The organism is Leucobacter sp. NPDC015123, assembly GCF_043080205.1.
GTDB lineage: Bacteria > Actinomycetota > Actinomycetes > Actinomycetales > Microbacteriaceae > Leucobacter > Leucobacter aridicollis_A.
Map to the genome: position 1 here is coordinate 388,058 of NZ_JBIBVH010000003.1, position 17,389 is coordinate 405,446.

Genomic DNA, 17,389 nt, shown 5'->3' on the forward strand with positions numbered 1-17,389 from the left:
GTCTGTCCGCACCGCTATTCGCGCCGCGTCGTACCCTGGTACGACACCCATCCACCCACGGGATGATCTTTCTTCCCCTTACAGCCCCGCTCGGTCGGCCGGGAGTCCCTATCGTGTGCTTAAACCACAGGAATGATGCTTCCATCGGTGTCGCGGCGACCGAAGCCGAACGCGCGATCCACCGCGATGTGCACGAACCAAGCGAGACCCGCTAGACCGATCGCCCAAATGCCCCCGTCCATACCGCCGGTGAGCAAGAACACGGCGAACCCGGCAACGAGCACTCCGACGGCGATGAGGGCGTTGTGCATCAGATTGTAGAAAGCCACCCGCTCTGGTTTCAGCTTGCCTTGGCTCGCGAACGCGCCGACAAGGGCCACATCCGGGAGAATCGCGAAAATCACTGCCACGAGTGCCGCCGGCCACCCGAACCACACGCACCACAGCACAGTGATGATCAGCCACAGCAGGGCACTCATGCCCCAAACCACACGCGAATAACCCATGGGTCAATGCTATGCGGTGCACCTATCCCTTCGTGACCGAGACGACGACGGGCGTCGGGTTCGCGAACAGGTCGTACACGGGGCAGTTAATGTCGACGGCGTCGCGGAGCTGCTCGTAGCGCTCCTGCGACTCAGGCCCAGTGAGCTCGACGTTGAGGCGCACTCCGCTGAATCCGGGCCGCACGGTGTCGTCCTTGCCGAGCAGACGGGCTGCGTCGAGGTCCCCCTCAGCGGTGACTCGAATATCGTCGACCTGGATTCCGAGCGCCTGCGCGTACAGCCTGTACACAACAACCTGGCAGCCGACCAGGGCACCGAGTGCATACTCGACGGGGCTTGCCGCAACGTCGTCGCCGGCAAGCGCGGCGGGTTCGTCAATGACGAACTCGTGCTTGCCCGCGCGAACGCGCGTTGCGACTCCGCCTTCGCCAATGCCCTCGACTCGGTAGGTGAGCTTCGACGAGTCGCGATTCCTATCGATCCGCTCGCCCCAGGCGGCGCCTGCCGCGCTGAGGCGTTCGGCGCGGTCACCCGCTGAGATTTCGGGGACAGTGATGGTTGGCTCGGAGGTGAGAGTCTGCGTAGTCATGGCGGTCACGCTACCGGCCGGAAGCGCGCGGCGCACCAGCCGCCGAAACAGTCCGAAACACCACGCAACATACCGAAACAGTGCGTCTCGCAGCGTCACACCACGACCCGATGGGTTGGGTCTGCCACTGTTATGCTTCGGGAGTATGAACACTATGATTTCGGGATCCGGATCAGACGTGCTCTTCTTGCACGGCGGCGGAGTCTCAGGCTGGATGTGGCGCCCTGTCCTCGCACAGCTCGCGGGCGATGTCCGCGCAATTGTGCCGGACCTTCCCGGGCACGGCACAAGCAGCTCGGTCGAGTACACCTCGCACGACGACGCCATCGAGAGGCTGGTCGCGCTCATTCGAGATCGTGCTCCGAACGGCGTGACAGTCGTTGGCTTCTCCCTGGGGGCCCAGCTCGCCATCCGACTCGCCGCGGAATACCCAGACCTCATTCGCGCTGCACTCATCATCAGCGGGGAGACTGTCCCGGCCCCTGCGCAGGGGGCGACCCTCACCCTCCTTCGAGCTTCCGCCCCGCTCGCCAGGCGCGAGTGGTTCGCTCGCCTCCAAGCGAAGCAGCTCGGTGTTCCAGACGCGCTGCTGCACGACTTTGTCAGGGACAGCCGCGCGATGACCACTGACACACTCATCGCGAGCGTCAAGGAGAACATCGGGTTCACGCTACCTGACGGCTGGCGCCGGTTCCCTGGACCGGCGACAATCGCCGTCGGCGCCGGTGAGCGGGGACTCATGCGAAAGTCAGCGGGCCTCACTCACGAAGCACTCCCCCACAGCGCGTTCGTAACTATCAAAGATGCCGCGCACGACGCGCCCCTCACCCAGCCCGACGTCGTCGCGCGCGAGGTTCGCGGGCTGCTCACTCAGCTTGACGCGAAGCGAACCGAATCAGACGCGTCGTGAGCGGGATGGATCGCGCCACGCACGTCTTCTTCGACTTCTTCGGCACGCTCGTGGCCTACGACCCGTCGGTGCACCCCGCGAGCCGGAATGCGCCGCACGAGTTTGCAGTCCGGGCGGGCGCCGACCTAGACGCGAGCACCGCAAGCCGACTGTGGGACCGCGCGTGGCGCGAGCTCGACGACGCTGCCCGCGCGTCGGGCCGAGAGTGCTCGATGTATGAGATTGCATGCCGCTACGCCGAACTCACACTTCCGACAGGCGGGTTGCCGAGCGCAGGCGAACTCGGGCGTCTCGTCGACGAGTATCTCGCGGCCTGGTCTGCGGATATCCGGCTCGCGGACTCAGCCGCAGAGTGTCTCACGGACCTCGCGCGTGACCACACGCTTGCCGTGGTGAGTAATACGCACCACCCGACACTTGTGCAGCAGCAGCTCGACAGGTTCGACATCGCCGGGTATTTCTCGGATGTCGTGACCTCGATCGAAGTCGGGTGGCGCAAGCCGCACTCCCTGATCTACAAGCGCGCGCTTGAGCGCTGCGGAGGCGTTGCCGGGCAGACAGTCTTCGTCGGAGATACCTGGGACGCGGATGTTCAGGGGCCCCTAACTGCAGGGATGCGTGCGCTCTACGTCGGTCGGCCGAGCCCCGGCCGCGACGCTGTGACGCTCGCAGAGATTCCAGAGCTCGTGCGCGCCGCAACTGCGCGGCTCACGTAGGCTGGGGCGATGACTCACACACGGCACGCAGGCGGCACCCACACGATTCGACTCAGGGCGTTCCGAGAGTCGGATACCGAGGCGGCGGTCGAGCTGTGGGAAGCGTGCGGGCTCACTCGCCCGTGGAACGATCCGCGGGCGGATATTGCACGAAGCCTCTCAGCACAGCCCGAGCTTTTCCTTGTCGCGGAGTGCGAACCCGCGGCAACGGCAGGCCCTGGCGCAGGTTCAAGTGCAGGTGCAGGTATCTGCGACGGCACCACACTCGTCGGAACCGTGATGGCTGGGTTTGACGGCCATCGCGGCTGGATGTACTACCTCGCGACCGCGCAGGCGCTACGCGGATCCGGCATCGGCCGTGCGCTCGTCGCGGAGGTCGAGCGACGGCTTGAGGCGCTCGGCTGCCCGAAGGCGCAGCTGATGGTGCGCTCCGAGAACTCCGCGGCGGTCGGGTTTTACACTGCGCTCGGGTACGAGGCGAACGACGTGATCGTCCTCGGGAAACGACTGATCAACGACGCACCGTAGGCCGCGCGAGGGCTCCGGCCCGTTCCCCCTGCAGCGACCGACCGCTACACCAGGCCCAGGCCTCAGGCGCGCACAACAGGCCCGGCACCCCGCACCCTCCGTCGGCAGGACCAGGCGCCCGCACTGTCTGGCTCCTCTGCCTCCAACGTGCGTGCACACCGCCTGTGATCCGCCTCATCAATGCCAGATTCACGCACCAGCGCTATTGGAAACGCCGATCTCATATGCATGGGTGAAGTCCAGAGCATCCAGCACGTCCGGCGCATCCAGCCCAGATCTCTCGCTTCGAAAGAAACCACAAGAACTATTGCGCAATACTCGTTGCGCGATATGCTCGATGAATGGCCACCGAACCAAACCTCCACCGCGCGTCGCACATGCGCGCACTCGCGCACCCGACAAGGCTCCGACTGCTCGCACTCCTTCGCGAGCACGGTCCCCAGACAGCTGCACACCTTGCCAAGTTCGTCGACGAGGCTCCGGGTTCGCTCAGCTACCACCTGCGAACGCTCGCAACAGCAGGGTTCGTCGAGGAAGCCGCAGGGCCCGGCACCGATCGCCGCCAGCGCTGGTGGCGCGCCGTCCACGAGACGACCGTGTGGGACACAGCCGAGTTCGCGCGCGACCCCGAACGGCTCACAGCGCAGCGCGAAATGTTCAGGTCCCTCGGCCAGGCCTATGCCACGCGCCTCACTGACTACATTGATGCCGCTGCGGAACTCGCACCCGAATGGCTCGAAGCCGGGTTTACAACGGACCGAAGCCTCCGCCTCACTCCCGCCCAGCTGGCCGAGCTCGGTGCCGAAGTTGAGGCGTTGCAGGAACGCTGGCTCGCCGCGAGCGAGCACAATGCCGAAAACGCAGATGCCGCCCCCGTGTTCTTCCTCGCGCAGGGATACAAGCAACCGTGACCAGCCGGCCGCATGGCGCCACCCTGCCGCTGCAGGCTTTGCTTGCCAGCCATGCGCTCTCGCGGACGGGTAACGTCGTCACCGTCTTCGCAGTTCCCTTCGCGATCTTGGGGGCTGGCGGGAGTGCGCTGCAGGTCGGGCTCGCGGCGGCGGCAACCACAGCGCCGGTCGTCATCGGCGGAACGTTCGGCGGAGCGATCATCGACAGGATCGGCCACGTGCGCTCCGCCGCACTCGCAGACATCATCAGCGGCGCGACACTTGCGCTCATCCCACTCCTCGCTGCGGCAGGCGCACTCCCGTTTCCGGCACTTGTTGCACTCGTCTTCCTTGGTGGTCTCTTCGACTCCCCCGGCGAAACGGCGAGACGGGTGCTCCTGCCACCTGTATCCGAACAAGCAGGCCTTCCAATCGAACGCTCCATCGGGTTTCTCGACGGCACAAGTCGCCTGTCATCATTGCTCGGGGCGCCACTCGCGGGGGTCCTCGTCGCGGCGATAGGCCCCTACCCTGCGCTGTACGTCACAGCGGCGGCGTTCGCCGCCTCAGCGATCCTGACGGCGGCCCTCGTTCGCGTCCCGGCTGCCAGCCCGCCGGAACCAAGCACGCACAGCTACTGGCACGACCTGCGCGACGGCCTCCGCTTTGTCACCCGTGACCCGCTGCTCGTACGCATCGTCGCACTCGTGCTTCTCACGAACGCCCTCGACGCCGCGCGATCGGGAACGCTGATGCCCCTGTACGCTGCGGAAGAGCTCGGAGGGGCCGCCCCGCTCGGGCTCGTTATTGGGGCGTTCGGCGCGGCCGCGCTCGCCGGCACTGTCACCTTCGGCTTTATCGCTCACAGGCTGCCCCGCCGGGTCCCATTCGCGATCTGTTTCACAGTCGCCGGCGCCTTCACGCTCGCCCCGGCACTGGGATTTCAACTCCCGGCGATGGTCGCGACAGCCATCGTCTGCGGGCTCGCTGCCGGCGCGATCAACCCGATCCTTGGCGCCGCACAGTTTGAACGAATCCCAACCGAGCTGCGCGGCCGCGTGCTCGGACTCGTCACCGCCGGGGCGTGGGCTGGCATGCCAGTCGGCAGCCTGCTCGGCGGCCTCGGCGCCGAGCTCATCGGCGTGCGGGCGAGCCTTGGAGTGATCGGGGTGATCTACGTTGCCGCCACGCTCACCCCGTTCTTCGACAGGAGCTGGCGCCTGATGGAGCGAGGAGCGAACTAGGCGAAAGAGGCGAACTAGGCAGGCTCGACTGGCTGTCGCAGCAGCGTCCGCATCCGCTCGGGTGCAACCTTGCGGGGGTCGCTGAAGTAGATCTCGTGATGGATGCCGCGCATCACAAACCCGCGCGCAGGGATAACCTCATCATGCATTTCAGCAAGCACAGGTGCTTCATCATCGTACGAGCCGACGTGGAGCGTCTGTACACAGGTGCCCTCGCTGAGCGTCTCAAATCGCACGTCCGCCAGACGCTCAGGGGCGTCCTTTTCGCCGACGAGCGCAACAGCGTTCTCAAACGCAGCACGGTCGAGCCACTCTGGAACCATGAGCATCATGGTCCAGTCCCATTGCGACTTGTCGCGGCCGACAGTGAACGATTCCATGTCCGCGGCCCACCAGAGCCCCTCGAGCGGCGGCACAACATAGTCTCGAGCGAGCTCCCGCTTGCTCGAGAACTTCATCTTGTACGCGACGGGGTAGAGCGCTGCGAGCGCTGCCACATACTCGGGGCTCACGTTCGGGTCACCGTGCCCGTCGATCATCAGATACTGCATATCGGGCACATCGAGCGTGCGAAACTCGCCGCGCTTGGCTTGGTAGCTGTCGAGCGACTTCTTGAGGTCGACCTTCGCAGCGGGGGCCGCTTCTCGCGATGTCTTGCCACTGTCTGCCACGGAATCCTCCGACCGCATCTCCCAGGCCCGCACAACGGGCCGACGCTCGCGTCGCGTGCGCTGCCGCAAGCCTACTGCCGCGGGCCCGGCGGGCACGACTACCTGGTGTCGATACACTGCATGCGATGACAACTCCTCCAGACCAGCGCTCGCTCAGGTTGCAGCCAGCATCGCCGCTTGCGGCAACGCTGTCGACAACGCTCGCGCGTTTTCATGCAGAGCGGGCCGAGTCCGCCGACGAAGACGTGCACATGGTCGCGGCTGTTGTCGACCATGTCGTCGAGCACTGCACGGAGCCTGGCGACCTCGTCGTTGACCCGTTCGCAGGATTTGGCACGACGCTCGCGCGAGCTGCGGCACTCGGCAGGCGCGCGTTCGGTGTTGAACTCCTTCCTGAACGCGTTGACCATGTACGCCGCACGGTTCCCCCGGCCATCGTCGTCGAAGGAGACGCCCGTGAGCTCCTCCGCCTCGCCCGCGCAACAGACCGCACCGTTGCAGACGGCGCGGCCCAACTGGTACTCACGTCGCCCCCGTACATGACCGCGAACGACCACGAGGCTGACCCGCTCACCGCATACGAGCGCGATGGCGGGGACTACGAGCGGTACTTGGCCGAACTCGGACTCGTCGCCGCACAGTGCGCGAGGCTCACGGCCCCGGGCGGGTACGTCGTGTGGAACGTCGCAGACATCAGTCACAGTGGCCACACAACACGGCTCATCTCAGACTGCACTCGCGTGCTCGCGTCGCATCTGAAGTTCGTCGGGAAGACCGAGATCGTTTGGGACGTGCATCCACATGACATCGTGGCCGACGCGCTGCTCGTCTTCAATCGCCCCGGGACCCCCGCTTCGGCCTGAGAGCTGCGCGAGCTCGCCGGACCCTGCTGCCGAGGGCTCGGCGCCTCGTCTGCCAACCATGCGGTCAGGCAGTCAGGCGGTCAGGCAGTCAGTCGGCGGTCAGCTCGCCGCGCGCTCAGTCGGCCAGCGTGCAGTGCGTGCCGTCGACGATAAGCCTCATAGTCGGGTTAAGCTCATCGATTGGTGAGGCGACAGTGCACACACCGACAGCCTCGATCTCGACGTCCCCAAATGGCACGGAGTCAAGCGCGATAGTCATGCCTGTGCTCATGTGCAGGGACTCGAAGCTGTTACCCTCGCCGACCCGCACTTGCACCTCAAGCTCCTCGCCAGCGATGTCGTCGGGCAGTTGACGGATCTCGATTGTTGCCGTGCCGACCGAGGCCGAGGCGCAACCGGCGAGCGCGAGGCACGCACTTCCCATGACTAACGTGAGAAGCGTGGCGGCGTGCGGTCGGGCATGCATGAACCAAGTATGGCAGCCGAGTTACCTCGGTTCGAAGCCGTGCTCGCCGATTCCTGCGATGTAAGCGGCCTGTGCCACATGCTCGAGCGCGTCTGCAGACATACTCACGAGTCGCACGCCGAGTGTCACCGGCGGGTCCCACTGATCGTCGACGATGCGAGACAGGTCTGCTTCCGAGAGCGTTTCAATGAACGAAACCTGGGCATCGATGACGGCGGTGAGGTGTTCCAGCAGTAGGCCGGGGTCGTCCACGATAATCGCTCGCGCCTGCTCCGGTGTGTGCCCGTACCCAATGTCTTCCGGAGCAACGTCGAGCCCAAAGCGTACAGCGAACCCTGCCGCAGACCAGACGGGTTCGCCCCCAGAGAGCGCATTCAGCTGAACGTCGATTTCGCGCGCGGCGTGCCACAGGAGCCAAGCGACCGAGTTGTCGTGGTGCGGGTGGGAATTGAGCAGTTGTGGGGTGAGTTGTTCGCGGAGCATCTCCGCTGAGTCCCCTGGCCGACGGGCAATGTCTGTGAGAATCGCGATTGAGTCCATGCGCCAACGATACGACCATGCGCCGACATTTGCCCTAGACAAAAGCCAAGATGAGGGTGCGCGGGTGCTTATCCTTGCAGTGCAACGATGAGGGCGAGCACGGCAAGCGCACTGACCACGGGTGTCATGACGAGACGTTCACGCTTCGAACGGGAAATGCCGTTCATCACGATCCCGATCGCGCAGTAGCCGAATATCACCCACGTACCGATTGCGGCCGCGGGTTCAGGCACGATACCGAGGATCCCTGCCCTGCTGAGGATCACGAGCACAAGTGCCGCGTACAGCAGCAGGGTCGCCGCAGAGCCGATCCTGAGTCCGACGGGGAGCTTCCCACAATGTTGCCCGCCCCAGCAGTACGCGCCGACGGGCGCACCGGCCGCTGCCGCGATCTGGAAGATTCCGAGTGCGCCGACGATCGCTGTAAATATGATTGCGGCCATGGGCTCAGTTTCCGCTCGTTTTGTCGGTGTGGAGTCGCCTCGCGGTTCCGCTCACCCGGATTCCTCCGTGACCGCTCGCGTCAACGTCGAGGAGGCATGGCTGGCCCATGTCTTCGCCCTGCAACACCCTGAACTTTCCGCCAGCAGGGAGGAGGCCGTTTGTGCGCAGAAGACCGCCGAGCGCGGCGGCAGCTGCGCTCGTGGCAGGATCCTCGACGACTCCGCCGATTGGAAACGCGTTTCGCGAGTGGATAAGGTCTGCGCGCTCGCGGGTGAGCAGGCTCACGGTGCCCCAGCCTTCCCGCCGCATGAGCGCGGTGAGGGCAGCGAAGTCATACTCAAGCTCGGCGAGCCGCTCGCGTGTCACCGCCCACAGGATCGGGTGCCAGAGCCCGCCGAACGCAAGGCCAATTGGGAGATCAGGATCGAGGTCTTCGACCTCCCAGTCGAGCGCCGCGAGAAGTTCGGCGAGCGGCCCCGACGGAAGCTCCGCCGTCTTCGGGGCGACTGTGGTGAGGGTTGCGTGATAGCCGTTCCCGACAGTGGCAACGCTCACGCGAATTTCGCCGACGTTTGAGTGGAGCAGCAGCTCACCGGCGCCGAGTTCAGCGTCGGCAAGCGCAACAGCTGCCGCGACAGTGGCGTGTCCGCAGAAGTCGACTTCCGCTTGGGGACTGAAGAAGCGAACCCGGTACTCGCGGTCGCCGATTGCCTCGAGGAACGCAGTCTCTGAATATCCGATCTCGGCGGCGAGCCCAAGCATGTCGGCGGCGACACCGTTCCGGGCAATGCAGTACACCAGCGAAACACAGATGGGGCCCGGCCGAAGCCGACCCCCATCTGCTGGAAATTTGAGTGTCTCTGCCGCGGGCGTGTGCCCTGGAGACGAGTTAGAACTGGTTCATCGTGTTGTCTTTACCACCTGCCTTCAACGCTGCGTCGCCTGCGAAGTACTCCTTGTGGTTGTCACCGATGTCGCTGCCAGCCATGTTCTGGTGCTTCACAGTTGCGATGCCCTGACGGATCTCTTCGCGCTGTACATCGCGAACGTAGGTGAGCATGCCCTCGTCGCCGAAGTAACCCTTGGCAAGGTTGTCTGTCGAGAGCGCCGCCGTGTGGTACGTCGGGAGCGTGATGAGGTGGTGGAAGATACCGGCGCGGGCCGAGCCGTCTTTCTGGAAGGTGCGGATCTTCTCGTCAGCGAGCGTTGCAAGCTCGGTGCCGTCGTACTCGACCGCCATAAGCTTGTCGCGATCGTAAGTAGAAACGTCCTTGCCCTCTGCTGCGAGCTGGTCAAAGGCCTGCTGACGGAAGTTGAGCGTCCAGTTGAACGAGGGGCTGTTGTTGTAAACAAGCTTCGCGTTCGGGATGACCTCGCGGATGCGATCGACCATGCCCGCGATCTGCTCAACGTGCGGCTTTTCGGTCTCGATCCAGAGCAGATCGGCGCCGTTCTGCAGCGAGGTGATGCAGTCAAGCACGCAACGGTCCTCGCCGGTTCCCGCACGGAACTGGTAGAGGTTCGAAGCGAGTCGCTTCGGGCGCAGCAGCTTGCCGTCGCGCTTGATAACGACGTCACCGTTGCCGAGCTGATCTTCCGAGATCTCCTCGACGTCGAGGAACGAGTTGTACTGGTCGCCAAGGTCGCCTGGCGTATTAGTCACGGCGAGCTTCTGCGTGAGGCCGGCACCGAGCGAGTCGGTACGGGCGACGATCACGCCGTTGTCAATGCCGAGCTCGAGGAACGCATACCGGACAGCGTTGATCTTCGCCAGGAAGTCCTCGTGCGGCACGGTGACCTTGCCGTCCTGGTGGCCACACTGCTTCTCATCGGAAACCTGGTTCTCGATCTGGATCGCGCAGGCGCCTGCCTCGATCATCTTCTTCGCAAGCAGGTAGGTCGCCTCAGGGTTACCAAAGCCAGCATCGATGTCGGCGATGATCGGCACGACGTGGGTCTCGAAGTTATCGATCTGCGACTGCACAAACTCGACTGCAGTCTCGTCGCCCGCGGCGCGAGCATCGTCGAGCTGCGTGAAGAGCAGGTCGAGTTCGCGGGCGTCAGCCTGACGGAGGAAGGTGTAGAGCTCTTCGATGAGCGCGGGAACCGATGTCTTCTCGTGCATCGACTGATCAGGCAGCGGTCCGAACTCAGAACGGAGGGCAGCGACCATCCAGCCCGAGAGGTACAGGTAACGCTTGTTGGTGGTCTTCAGGTGCTTCTTGATGGAGATCAACTTCTGCTGCCCGATGAAGCCGTGCCACACGCCGAGCGACTGGGTGTACACCGAAGAATCCGCATCGTACTCGCCCATGTCCCTGCGCATGATGTCGGCTGTGTACTGCGCAATCTCGAGACCGGTCTTGAACCGGTTCTGGGCACGCATTCGAGCAACGTACTCGGGATTGATCTGCTCCCAGCCAGCGCCGTGCTCAGCCTTGAGTGCCTCTACTGCCTCGAGATCGTCTGTGAATGCAGTCATCGTGACTCCTTTGTAGTGATTGCCAGTTTGTAGTGTTTGCCAGATCTGCGGTGATTGCCAGATCACTTTCGCGGTGATCTTTCCGGGCTAGTTCTTACTCTGCCGCCCCGCAAGACCCTGAGATGCACAATTCACGGGTGAAATTTGCCGGTAATTCTGCTTGCCAGAAGAATCTAGGCTTGGCGGGGTACTGATCCTCGGGTTTCGAGACGTCGAAGCTCCGTCTGCGGCCGCCACCCGGCACCTCAAACTTCATACAATGGCCACATGGCGAGCGAGACACGGGCAACTCAGACGAGACGACGCGGACCACTCGCGCTGTTCGCAGCCTGGTGCGTTCACGACATCGAAGAGGCGCTGACATTCCCCTCGACTTTCGACGCTCTGGCAGGGCGCACCGGAGTCGAGCGGCTGCGCATCTCGAGGGGCCAGTCGTGGGGCGCGGTTGGGCTCATGGGCGTACTCGTCGCGTTCGCGTGCTGGCGTGGCGCGCTCAGCGACGGCCGCTCCCATCTCTACCGGGCAACCGCGGCGGGACTCGAAGCGCACGTGAGTACACACCTCGCCGCCTCACTTGTCCAGCGTCGCTACACAGCTGGAGTCGCAACCGCGGTGCCTGTCATGTTGCCCGGAGCTCTCGCGGCGCGAAGTGAACTCAGGCGCGCCGGTAGGCCGCTACGCGCCGGCGACTACGCCCGTGGGGCGGCGCTACTCCTACCCGCGGCCTTAGCCAGCCAGGCTGTGGCACGTATGTTTCCTAGCCGGCAAAACCGACGGTAACCCTGCCGGCGCCAGAAGCCATCGTGCACTACGGCCCCACGGGCGCAAGCCGGGCGAGGCAAGCTGCTCACGTTCGTGTCCGCGGGAGGCTCACTCTCTGCATCGGCGGTGCACTGTAGCGCGACTCACCAAGGGTGCTCCTTCTCCTTGCTCGGTGTGTGAGCCGAGATCACACTCGACCCACACACCCCGAACGCTACTCTTGCCCGCGCACCCAACTCCGTCGGGCGCGGACTACAGCGATGACCCCGAGACCGAGAAGCAGCACGGCAGCAAGCGCAGCCGGCGCGAGTGGCGTCCCACCCGTCGTCTCGATCACTGGCGGAGTCGGCTTGTTCGGGTCAACAGTTGGCGGCACAACGGCAGTCTTCCAGGCCGCCACCAGCGTCAGATCGGTGGTGACCGGGGAGCTGAAGTCGTAGACAGCTCCATTCAGCGTCCACCCGGTGAAGGTGTAGCCGTCACGTACTGGGTCTGCGGGCTTCGCCACCGCCTTCCCGTCGGCCACTGTGACCGTCGTTGAGGCGTGCCCGTTGTCAGGGTCGAATGTCACCGTGTGATTCTTCGCTCCAACAGGCTCCCACGACGCAAGCAGCGTTGTGTCTGCTGTCACGGGCGTCGCGAAGTCGTACGGTTCGCCGTTCAGCGTCCAGCCGGCGAATGTGTGTCCCTCGCGCACAGGGTCGCTCGGTTGCGCGACGAGTTCGCCGTCGACAACAGTCACGGTGGAGACTTCGTCACCGTTATCGGGGTCGAAAGTCACGACGTGCGTCACGGCGGGCACTTCCTCCCAAGCTGCAACGAGCGTGATGTCGGCTGTCACCGCCGTACTGAACTCGTATGGTTCGCCGTCGAGCGTCCACCCGGTGAAGGCAAACCCATCCTTGACGGGGTCAGCTGGCTTCGCGACCGAGTCGCCGTCGACGACACTCTCCGTAGATGTCGCCTCGCCATTGTCTGGGTCAAATGTCACTGTGTGGGTGACAACCGGGATCTCTTCCCACTGCGCAACGAGAGTGATGTCTGAGGTGACAGGGCTATCGAAGTCGTAGTCGACGTCTTGCAGGGTCCAGCCGATAAAGGTGAAGCCCTCACGCGTCGGATCGGCAGGCTGCGCCACAGGGTCGCCGTCAGCGACCTGAATTTCGGTCGGGTCCGAGCCGTTTTGCGGATCAAACGTCACGGTGTGGGTAACGACGGCCACTTCCTCCCAACCCGCCACCAACGTGATGTCAGCGGTGACTGGGCTGTCGAAGTCGTATGCTGCCCCTGCAAGCGTCCACCCAGTGAACGTGAAGCCTTCCCGAGTCGGGTCGGCGGGCTTGGCCACGGCTTCACCGTCTGTGACGGCTTCGGTGAATGACGCCTCTCCGTTTTGCGGGTCGAATGTGACTGTGTGCTCGACAACAGGCACCTCTTCCCACACCGCGATGAGCGTCAGATCGGAGGTCACCGCCGCCGCGAAGTCGTACTCGTCGCCATCGAGAGTCCAGCCAGCGAAGGTGAAGCCCTCACGTACAGGCTCGGCTGGCTCGGCGACTGTATCTCCATGGGCGACGGTTTCAGAGAATGAGGCCTCGCCGTTGCCAGGCTCGAAGGTCACCGTGTATTCAACGTCAGCGAACTGCGCGTAGACGGTTTGGCCGGCTACAGCGACTGGCGCGGTCACCTGAGTTCCCCCTGTCGGGCTCTCGAACCAGCCGATAAAGGATTTTCCTGCCGGCGGGGTCGGGTTAGTTGCTGGCAGTGGCACTGAGGCGCCCGGTGACGCGACCTCAAACCAGCCATTGGAGGCGGTTGCGTCGCTAATGAAGCTCCCCTGCTCGCCTGGCAAGGCGGGCGTCAGTCCCGTCCACGAGCCCCCGTTCTCGGCTGCGTCGAATCGTACGTAGTCCATCGTGTACGCGCCCGCATCCTGTGGGCCGGTTGGACGGTAGGCGACGCCGCGCTCATCTGCGTCAAGCCCAGTGTCGCCAGTCACGATGCGAGACGCAGTGGGCGTTGCGTCGGTCACAGGCGGCACGATCGCAAGGGTTGGGATCGCTCGGCTTTCTGCCCCAGAACGCGCGTCGCCCGCGATCACTGTGGTGCCGTTGGCAGCCGGCTCAGGAGTGACTGTCCCAAAGATCCCCTTCGCGTACGCCTCCTCTTCGCCTGCGGGGACGCTGCAGGCGACACCGCCGGAGCAGGTCAGGGATGTTCCGAGCATGCCTGCCACCGAATTCGACCGAGTGAAGACGTTGTCTGCGAGCGCCCCGGCGGGCCGCTGAAATCCACCAGAGTTGAACGTCGTGTGGACACCGAAGTCGACGCCGCCGCGCCCCTGATCCTTCGTGTTGCCAAAGAACGTGTTGTTCGAAATATCGACCTCGACGCGCAGCGAGACCTGGATGGCACCGCCAGTGTCAGCAGTCTCGCCGCCAGACACGTTGTTCGCAAACGTGGAGTTCTTGACTGTCAGCTTCGTGAGAAACGGCGGAGTTGACGAAGCGTTCTGCCCCTCGACAAAGATGGCAGCCCCATCGTCCTGCGCAGTGTTGCCGATAAACGAGCTATTTGTCACTGTCAGCGACCCGTCGTGCGTCTGGTTGGGGTTCATGACGGAGACGGCACCACCGTCAGCATTCGCTGGCGCCGAAGACGAGGCCGTGCTGTTGCCCTCGAAGAGGTCACGGTTCAGTGTCAACTGCACGTACGAATTGTGCAGCGAAATAGCGCCCCCGCGGGGTTGCGCTCCCCCATCACGGAATTCGTTGTCGCGAAAGAGCGAGTTCTGGATCAGAACGGCGCCGCGCGACTCGGCTCTGAAGCTCATCGCGCCGCCCGAGTAGCCAGCACCGTTGGTTCCGACGTTCTCAAGAACGCTCAGTCGGTTCATCGTGGTTTGAGCGTCTGCGTTGCTGCGACCGAACGACAGCGCCGCGCCCGTACTTGCCGAGTTTCTCGCCAACGTCATGTCTTCGAGCAGCAACTGCCCCGAGCCTGATCCGCTGAGCACGACGGCGCTCGCGCCGAGGTCTGCGACTGTGATGCCGCTGAACTCGACGGCGGCGCTGTCATTCTGAGTGACCTGGAGACCTCAGTTGGTGCCGCCAGCCCGAGGCGAGAGTTCGAGGTTTCGGAGTGCAACAGAGCCGGCCCCGCCCACGGTGAGCTGAATGTGGCGCCCAACCGCAGGAGCGCTCAGTGCGTGATTGGTGCCGTCGATTTCGATTGCTACACCCGCGCTATTTGTCAGGGCCAGTGTGCCGGGGAGCTCCTCGGGGAATGCGGGGCTCAGCTCGATCACAGTGTCCGCGGTGGCGTCGTTGAACGCGTCACGTAATTCGTCAGCGGTGTCGACCGAAATCGGGTCGGCCGCGTGCGCTGGGGCGGTCAGCAGCAGTGAACTAAGCACCATCGCCGCGACCGTCGAGAGGGCAGCGATCGGCCGCAGCCGCGGCCGCGAGGGGTGATGGAATGCAGAATGACGTGTGTGTCGCACCATACTTGCAACCCTAAGAGTTCTCTGTCTGAAGTCAATGGACAGCACAGAACCCTCACAGATGCAGCCAAATTGGTGCCGCAGCGGCAAAATCAAACGCAACTTAGCTGCACACTTTCATATCATTCGTACACGAAACAATGCGTTCCGGCCCCACCACCTCTTGAGCCCCAGCGGCAACCTCCGCAACACGAGACCCTCACGCCCCGGTCTGCCCGCACTGCAACTCATACCGGCCTGACCCGAATCGCAGCGCGATCAGTCTTGGACAGACTGGTCGCGCGCGGCGACGATTGAACTTCATCCAGGGCAACGTCGCCTTCTCCCCCACACAGGCGTGCGGCACAGGCCAGACGCTCCCGTCGGCACGGCTGCTTTGAGCGCCGCCTCAGGCTTCTCACGCCCACGGCCCGCCACGTCATGCAGCCAAAGCACAGACGCTTCGAGAACGGAGAACCGACATGACTCACGTAGCAGCACGCACGAGAGCGCTTCGTGCAGCCGCCCTATGCTCCGCGGCTGGGCTTGCCCTCTCTCTAAGCGCCTGCGACTCGTCAATCGCAGGCGAAGCGGGAGAAACGTACACCATCCGGCTCGCAGATTACATGCCTCCCACTCACTTCCTCGCGACTGATCTCATTGTGCCGTGGCAGGAGGAGGTGACCGAGCGAACGGGTGGGCGGGTGACATTTGACTACTATCCGGGCGGTCAGCTCGTTGAGACCTCGGAGCTCTACGCGGCGTTGCAGGGAGGGGTTGTCGACGCTGCCATCTTCCCTCCCACTGTCGCCGCACCCGTTGACCTGCCACTCTCAGGCGTCGTCGCGCTCCCGGGCATCCAAGCTCCGTCGGGGCTGCCCGAGGCATCAGCTGCGTACACGGGGCTCCTGCTTGGTTCACTTGCCGAACTGGAGTGGGAACCCAAGGGAGTGACGCCGATGTTGGGGCTCATCGTGGGCCAGAACCAGCTAGTCAACCGTGGTGCACCTGTGAGGGGCATCGATGATTGGCGCGGCCTGACTGTGCGTGGCTCGGGTGGAATGCTCGATATTGTCATCGTCGAGGCAGGTGGCGCCGCGGCGACTCTGGCCACGACCGAAATCTACGAGGCGCTCCAGCGGCGCACGATCGACACGTCGATCACGTCAGGCGAGACCGCCGCTCAGTACAAGCTTGAGGAAGTCGCTGAGTCAATTTCCGTGAACTCGCAGCTTGGCCTCGCCGCGGTCACACTCGCAATGTCGACGGCCACGTGGGACGGCTTTCCGCCAGACATCCAGCACGCAATCAGGGAGGCGTCTGCCGCCGCGCTTGAGCGCTTCGGCGAGGCGACGGCTGGTCTTTTCGATTCCATCAGGGAGCAACTCGGGGATCAGGTCGACTTCTACACGTTGACTGCTGAGGATGTCGAATCGCTCCACCCAGCCGTGACGGCGGCCCAGGCAGCGTGGATCTCGGAGCATGAGGCTCAGGGGCTTCCCGCCCAGGAAGTGTTCGACGAGTGGGTGCGGGCGGCGCGCGCTGCGGCGGGCGAGTAAGTTGCGCCCGCGGCCCGCTAGTTTCCGGCTTGGAGCGGCCCGGCAGTCGCAGGCGGCGGACCGATTTCGTCGACGTGGTGTCCGGTGCAGGCGTCGTTCGTTGTTCGCGCGCTGAGTACCCTGGACGTTCGAAACCAGCGGATTGCGCCGCGAAGCCGGCACCACCCGATCAGGTACCAGTGCCCACCTGTCGCCGCGAAAATCATGGGTTCGACATCGCGAGTGGTCTCCTCACCCTCCGCCGAGACGTATCTGATGCGCACGACCCGCTGGTCAGCGAGGCCCTGTTCCAAGGCAGAGCGAACGGTCCGGGGACCCGGTGCCGCGTTGTCTACCCAGATGCGTTGAGCGAGCTCGCCGGCGTGCACTCGGGTGGCAGGGTCGAGCACGTCGAGAATCTTCCGCACTCCGGCCGTCGCGAGGTCGGCAAACGGCGCATCCGCCGCGGCGGTCACCGCGGCGAGCAACGCAACGGCCTGCGCAGGGCTCAGGGTGATTGGCGGCAGGTTTCCCTGCGCAAGCATTCCGTAGCCTCCACCGGGGCCAGGCCTCGCCCACACAGGTAGTCCGCTGTTCTCGAGCGCGTCGATGTCTCGCTTCACCGTGCGCAGCGACACGCCGAACTGCGCGGCCAGGCCGGCAGCGGTCACCCCTCGGGTTCCGCTCCGACGCAGCGCCTCAGACATTGCGTGCAGCCGCTCCGAACGTTTCATCAGGCCCCCTTCAAGAGGTGTGTGG

19 protein-coding genes are annotated in these 17,389 nt (G+C 64.3%); 8 read left to right on the forward strand and 11 right to left on the reverse strand.

The window, feature by feature from the left end; genetic code table 11:
* Nucleotides 1-119: 119 nt before the first annotated feature.
* Entirely contained in the window at nt 120-506 is a 387-nt protein-coding gene (locus ACF07D_RS08535) for a DUF4260 family protein (RefSeq protein ID WP_119283968.1), read from the reverse strand.
* A gap of 22 nt (nt 507-528) precedes the next feature.
* Entirely contained in the window at nt 529-1,095 is a 567-nt protein-coding gene (locus ACF07D_RS08540) for an OsmC family protein (protein WP_119283969.1), read from the reverse strand.
* Between the two features lie 145 nt (nt 1,096-1,240).
* Here ACF07D_RS08540 and ACF07D_RS08545 point away from each other — a divergent pair, with 145 nt between their 5' ends.
* The 5 genes from ACF07D_RS08545 to ACF07D_RS08565 all read left to right on the forward strand — a co-directional run bounded on the left by ACF07D_RS08545 (nt 1,241) and on the right by ACF07D_RS08565 (nt 5,383).
* Entirely contained in the window at nt 1,241-2,005 is a 765-nt protein-coding gene (locus ACF07D_RS08545) for an alpha/beta fold hydrolase (protein ID WP_162921254.1), read from the forward strand.
* A gap of 5 nt (nt 2,006-2,010) precedes the next feature.
* The gene (locus tag ACF07D_RS08550) at nt 2,011-2,721 is read left to right on the forward strand and encodes an HAD family hydrolase (protein ID WP_391504689.1); all 711 of its coding nucleotides are present in this window, start codon (nt 2,011-2,013) and stop codon (nt 2,719-2,721) included.
* A 9-nt stretch (nt 2,722-2,730) separates the two neighbouring features.
* A complete protein-coding gene (locus ACF07D_RS08555; protein ID WP_119283972.1) occupies nt 2,731-3,249 on the forward strand; it encodes a GNAT family acetyltransferase in 519 nt (172 codons plus the stop codon).
* 341 nt (nt 3,250-3,590) lie between these two features.
* Nucleotides 3,591-4,160 (forward strand): helix-turn-helix domain-containing protein, encoded by a 570-nt coding sequence (locus ACF07D_RS08560; RefSeq protein WP_391504598.1) that lies wholly within the window; start codon nt 3,591-3,593, stop codon nt 4,158-4,160.
* A complete protein-coding gene (locus tag ACF07D_RS08565) occupies nt 4,157-5,383 on the forward strand; it encodes an MFS transporter (RefSeq protein WP_391504599.1) in 1,227 nt (408 codons plus the stop codon). The genes ACF07D_RS08560 and ACF07D_RS08565 overlap by 4 nt, the downstream gene beginning before the upstream one ends.
* 14 nt (nt 5,384-5,397) lie before the next feature.
* Here ACF07D_RS08565 and ACF07D_RS08570 read toward each other — a convergent pair whose 3' ends face one another.
* Nucleotides 5,398-6,054: a GyrI-like domain-containing protein gene (locus tag ACF07D_RS08570; RefSeq protein ID WP_391504600.1), complete on the reverse strand. Its 657-nt coding sequence runs from the start codon at nt 6,052-6,054 to the stop codon at nt 5,398-5,400.
* 125 nt (nt 6,055-6,179) lie between these two features.
* Here ACF07D_RS08570 and ACF07D_RS08575 point away from each other — a divergent pair, with 125 nt between their 5' ends.
* The gene (locus tag ACF07D_RS08575; RefSeq protein WP_391504601.1) at nt 6,180-6,917 is read left to right on the forward strand and encodes a DNA methyltransferase; all 738 of its coding nucleotides are present in this window, start codon (nt 6,180-6,182) and stop codon (nt 6,915-6,917) included.
* Nucleotides 6,918-7,032: 115 nt separating this feature from the next.
* Here the strand turns inward: ACF07D_RS08575 and ACF07D_RS08580 are convergent, their stop codons facing one another.
* From ACF07D_RS08580 to ACF07D_RS08600, 5 genes are all read right to left on the reverse strand, one after another.
* Nucleotides 7,033-7,383, reverse strand: a complete 351-nt coding sequence (locus ACF07D_RS08580; protein ID WP_391504602.1) for a hypothetical protein — start codon at nt 7,381-7,383, stop codon at nt 7,033-7,035.
* Between the two features lie 21 nt (nt 7,384-7,404).
* Complete coding sequence (locus ACF07D_RS08585) at nt 7,405-7,923, reverse strand: DinB family protein (protein ID WP_391504603.1); 519 nt, start codon at nt 7,921-7,923, stop codon at nt 7,405-7,407.
* 68 nt (nt 7,924-7,991) lie between these two features.
* Nucleotides 7,992-8,366 (reverse strand): hypothetical protein, encoded by a 375-nt coding sequence (locus ACF07D_RS08590; protein WP_391504604.1) that lies wholly within the window; start codon nt 8,364-8,366, stop codon nt 7,992-7,994.
* A 4-nt stretch (nt 8,367-8,370) separates the two neighbouring features.
* The gene (locus ACF07D_RS08595; RefSeq protein ID WP_391504605.1) at nt 8,371-9,165 is read right to left on the reverse strand and encodes a PhzF family phenazine biosynthesis protein; all 795 of its coding nucleotides are present in this window, start codon (nt 9,163-9,165) and stop codon (nt 8,371-8,373) included.
* Nucleotides 9,166-9,256: 91 nt separating this feature from the next.
* Nucleotides 9,257-10,849, reverse strand: a complete 1,593-nt coding sequence (locus ACF07D_RS08600; protein WP_391504606.1) for an isocitrate lyase — start codon at nt 10,847-10,849, stop codon at nt 9,257-9,259.
* A 267-nt stretch (nt 10,850-11,116) separates the two neighbouring features.
* Here ACF07D_RS08600 and ACF07D_RS08605 point away from each other — a divergent pair, with 267 nt between their 5' ends.
* Entirely contained in the window at nt 11,117-11,629 is a 513-nt protein-coding gene (locus tag ACF07D_RS08605) for an HXXEE domain-containing protein (protein ID WP_391504607.1), read from the forward strand.
* A 196-nt stretch (nt 11,630-11,825) separates the two neighbouring features.
* Here ACF07D_RS08605 and ACF07D_RS08610 read toward each other — a convergent pair whose 3' ends face one another.
* Nucleotides 11,826-14,627, reverse strand: coding sequence for an InlB B-repeat-containing protein (locus tag ACF07D_RS08610; RefSeq protein ID WP_391504608.1), 2,802 nt, complete (start codon nt 14,625-14,627; stop codon nt 11,826-11,828).
* Nucleotides 14,628-14,708: 81 nt separating this feature from the next.
* Nucleotides 14,709-15,029, reverse strand: a complete 321-nt coding sequence (locus ACF07D_RS08615) for a hypothetical protein (RefSeq protein ID WP_391504609.1) — start codon at nt 15,027-15,029, stop codon at nt 14,709-14,711.
* A gap of 545 nt (nt 15,030-15,574) precedes the next feature.
* On the opposite strand from ACF07D_RS08615, the gene dctP reads away from it, so the two are divergent.
* Nucleotides 15,575-16,651 carry a TRAP transporter substrate-binding protein DctP gene (dctP, locus tag ACF07D_RS08620; RefSeq protein ID WP_391504610.1) on the forward strand — a complete coding sequence of 359 codons (1,077 nt, stop codon included), beginning with the start codon at nt 15,575-15,577 and terminating at the stop codon, nt 16,649-16,651.
* Nucleotides 16,652-16,668: 17 nt separating this feature from the next.
* Here dctP and ACF07D_RS08625 read toward each other — a convergent pair whose 3' ends face one another.
* A complete protein-coding gene (locus ACF07D_RS08625; RefSeq protein ID WP_391504611.1) occupies nt 16,669-17,364 on the reverse strand; it encodes a helix-turn-helix transcriptional regulator in 696 nt (231 codons plus the stop codon).
* Between the last annotated feature and the right edge of the window lie 25 nt (nt 17,365-17,389).

What these genes read in the sequence shown, in the direction of transcription:
- ACF07D_RS08535 (WP_119283968.1), bottom strand. Translation starts at nt 506, where the DNA reads ATGGGTTATTCGCGTGTGGTTTGGGGCATGAGTGCCCTGCTGTGGCTG.
- ACF07D_RS08540 (WP_119283969.1), bottom strand. Translation starts at nt 1,095, where the DNA reads ATGACTACGCAGACTCTCACCTCCGAGCCAACCATCACTGTCCCCGAA.
- ACF07D_RS08545 (WP_162921254.1), top strand. Translation starts at nt 1,241, where the DNA reads ATGAACACTATGATTTCGGGATCCGGATCAGACGTGCTCTTCTTGCAC.
- ACF07D_RS08550 (WP_391504689.1), top strand. Translation starts at nt 2,011, where the DNA reads ATGGATCGCGCCACGCACGTCTTCTTCGACTTCTTCGGCACGCTCGTG.
- ACF07D_RS08555 (WP_119283972.1), top strand. Translation starts at nt 2,731, where the DNA reads ATGACTCACACACGGCACGCAGGCGGCACCCACACGATTCGACTCAGG.
- ACF07D_RS08560 (WP_391504598.1), top strand. Translation starts at nt 3,591, where the DNA reads ATGGCCACCGAACCAAACCTCCACCGCGCGTCGCACATGCGCGCACTC.
- ACF07D_RS08575 (WP_391504601.1), top strand. Translation starts at nt 6,180, where the DNA reads ATGACAACTCCTCCAGACCAGCGCTCGCTCAGGTTGCAGCCAGCATCG.
- ACF07D_RS08580 (WP_391504602.1), bottom strand. Translation starts at nt 7,383, where the DNA reads ATGCATGCCCGACCGCACGCCGCCACGCTTCTCACGTTAGTCATGGGA.
- ACF07D_RS08585 (WP_391504603.1), bottom strand. Translation starts at nt 7,923, where the DNA reads ATGGACTCAATCGCGATTCTCACAGACATTGCCCGTCGGCCAGGGGAC.
- ACF07D_RS08590 (WP_391504604.1), bottom strand. Translation starts at nt 8,366, where the DNA reads ATGGCCGCAATCATATTTACAGCGATCGTCGGCGCACTCGGAATCTTC.
- ACF07D_RS08600 (WP_391504606.1), bottom strand. Translation starts at nt 10,849, where the DNA reads ATGACTGCATTCACAGACGATCTCGAGGCAGTAGAGGCACTCAAGGCT.
- ACF07D_RS08605 (WP_391504607.1), top strand. Translation starts at nt 11,117, where the DNA reads ATGGCGAGCGAGACACGGGCAACTCAGACGAGACGACGCGGACCACTC.
- ACF07D_RS08615 (WP_391504609.1), bottom strand. Translation starts at nt 15,029, where the DNA reads ATGGTGCTTAGTTCACTGCTGCTGACCGCCCCAGCGCACGCGGCCGAC.
- dctP (WP_391504610.1), top strand. Translation starts at nt 15,575, where the DNA reads ATGACTCACGTAGCAGCACGCACGAGAGCGCTTCGTGCAGCCGCCCTA.
- ACF07D_RS08625 (WP_391504611.1), bottom strand. Translation starts at nt 17,364, where the DNA reads ATGAAACGTTCGGAGCGGCTGCACGCAATGTCTGAGGCGCTGCGTCGG.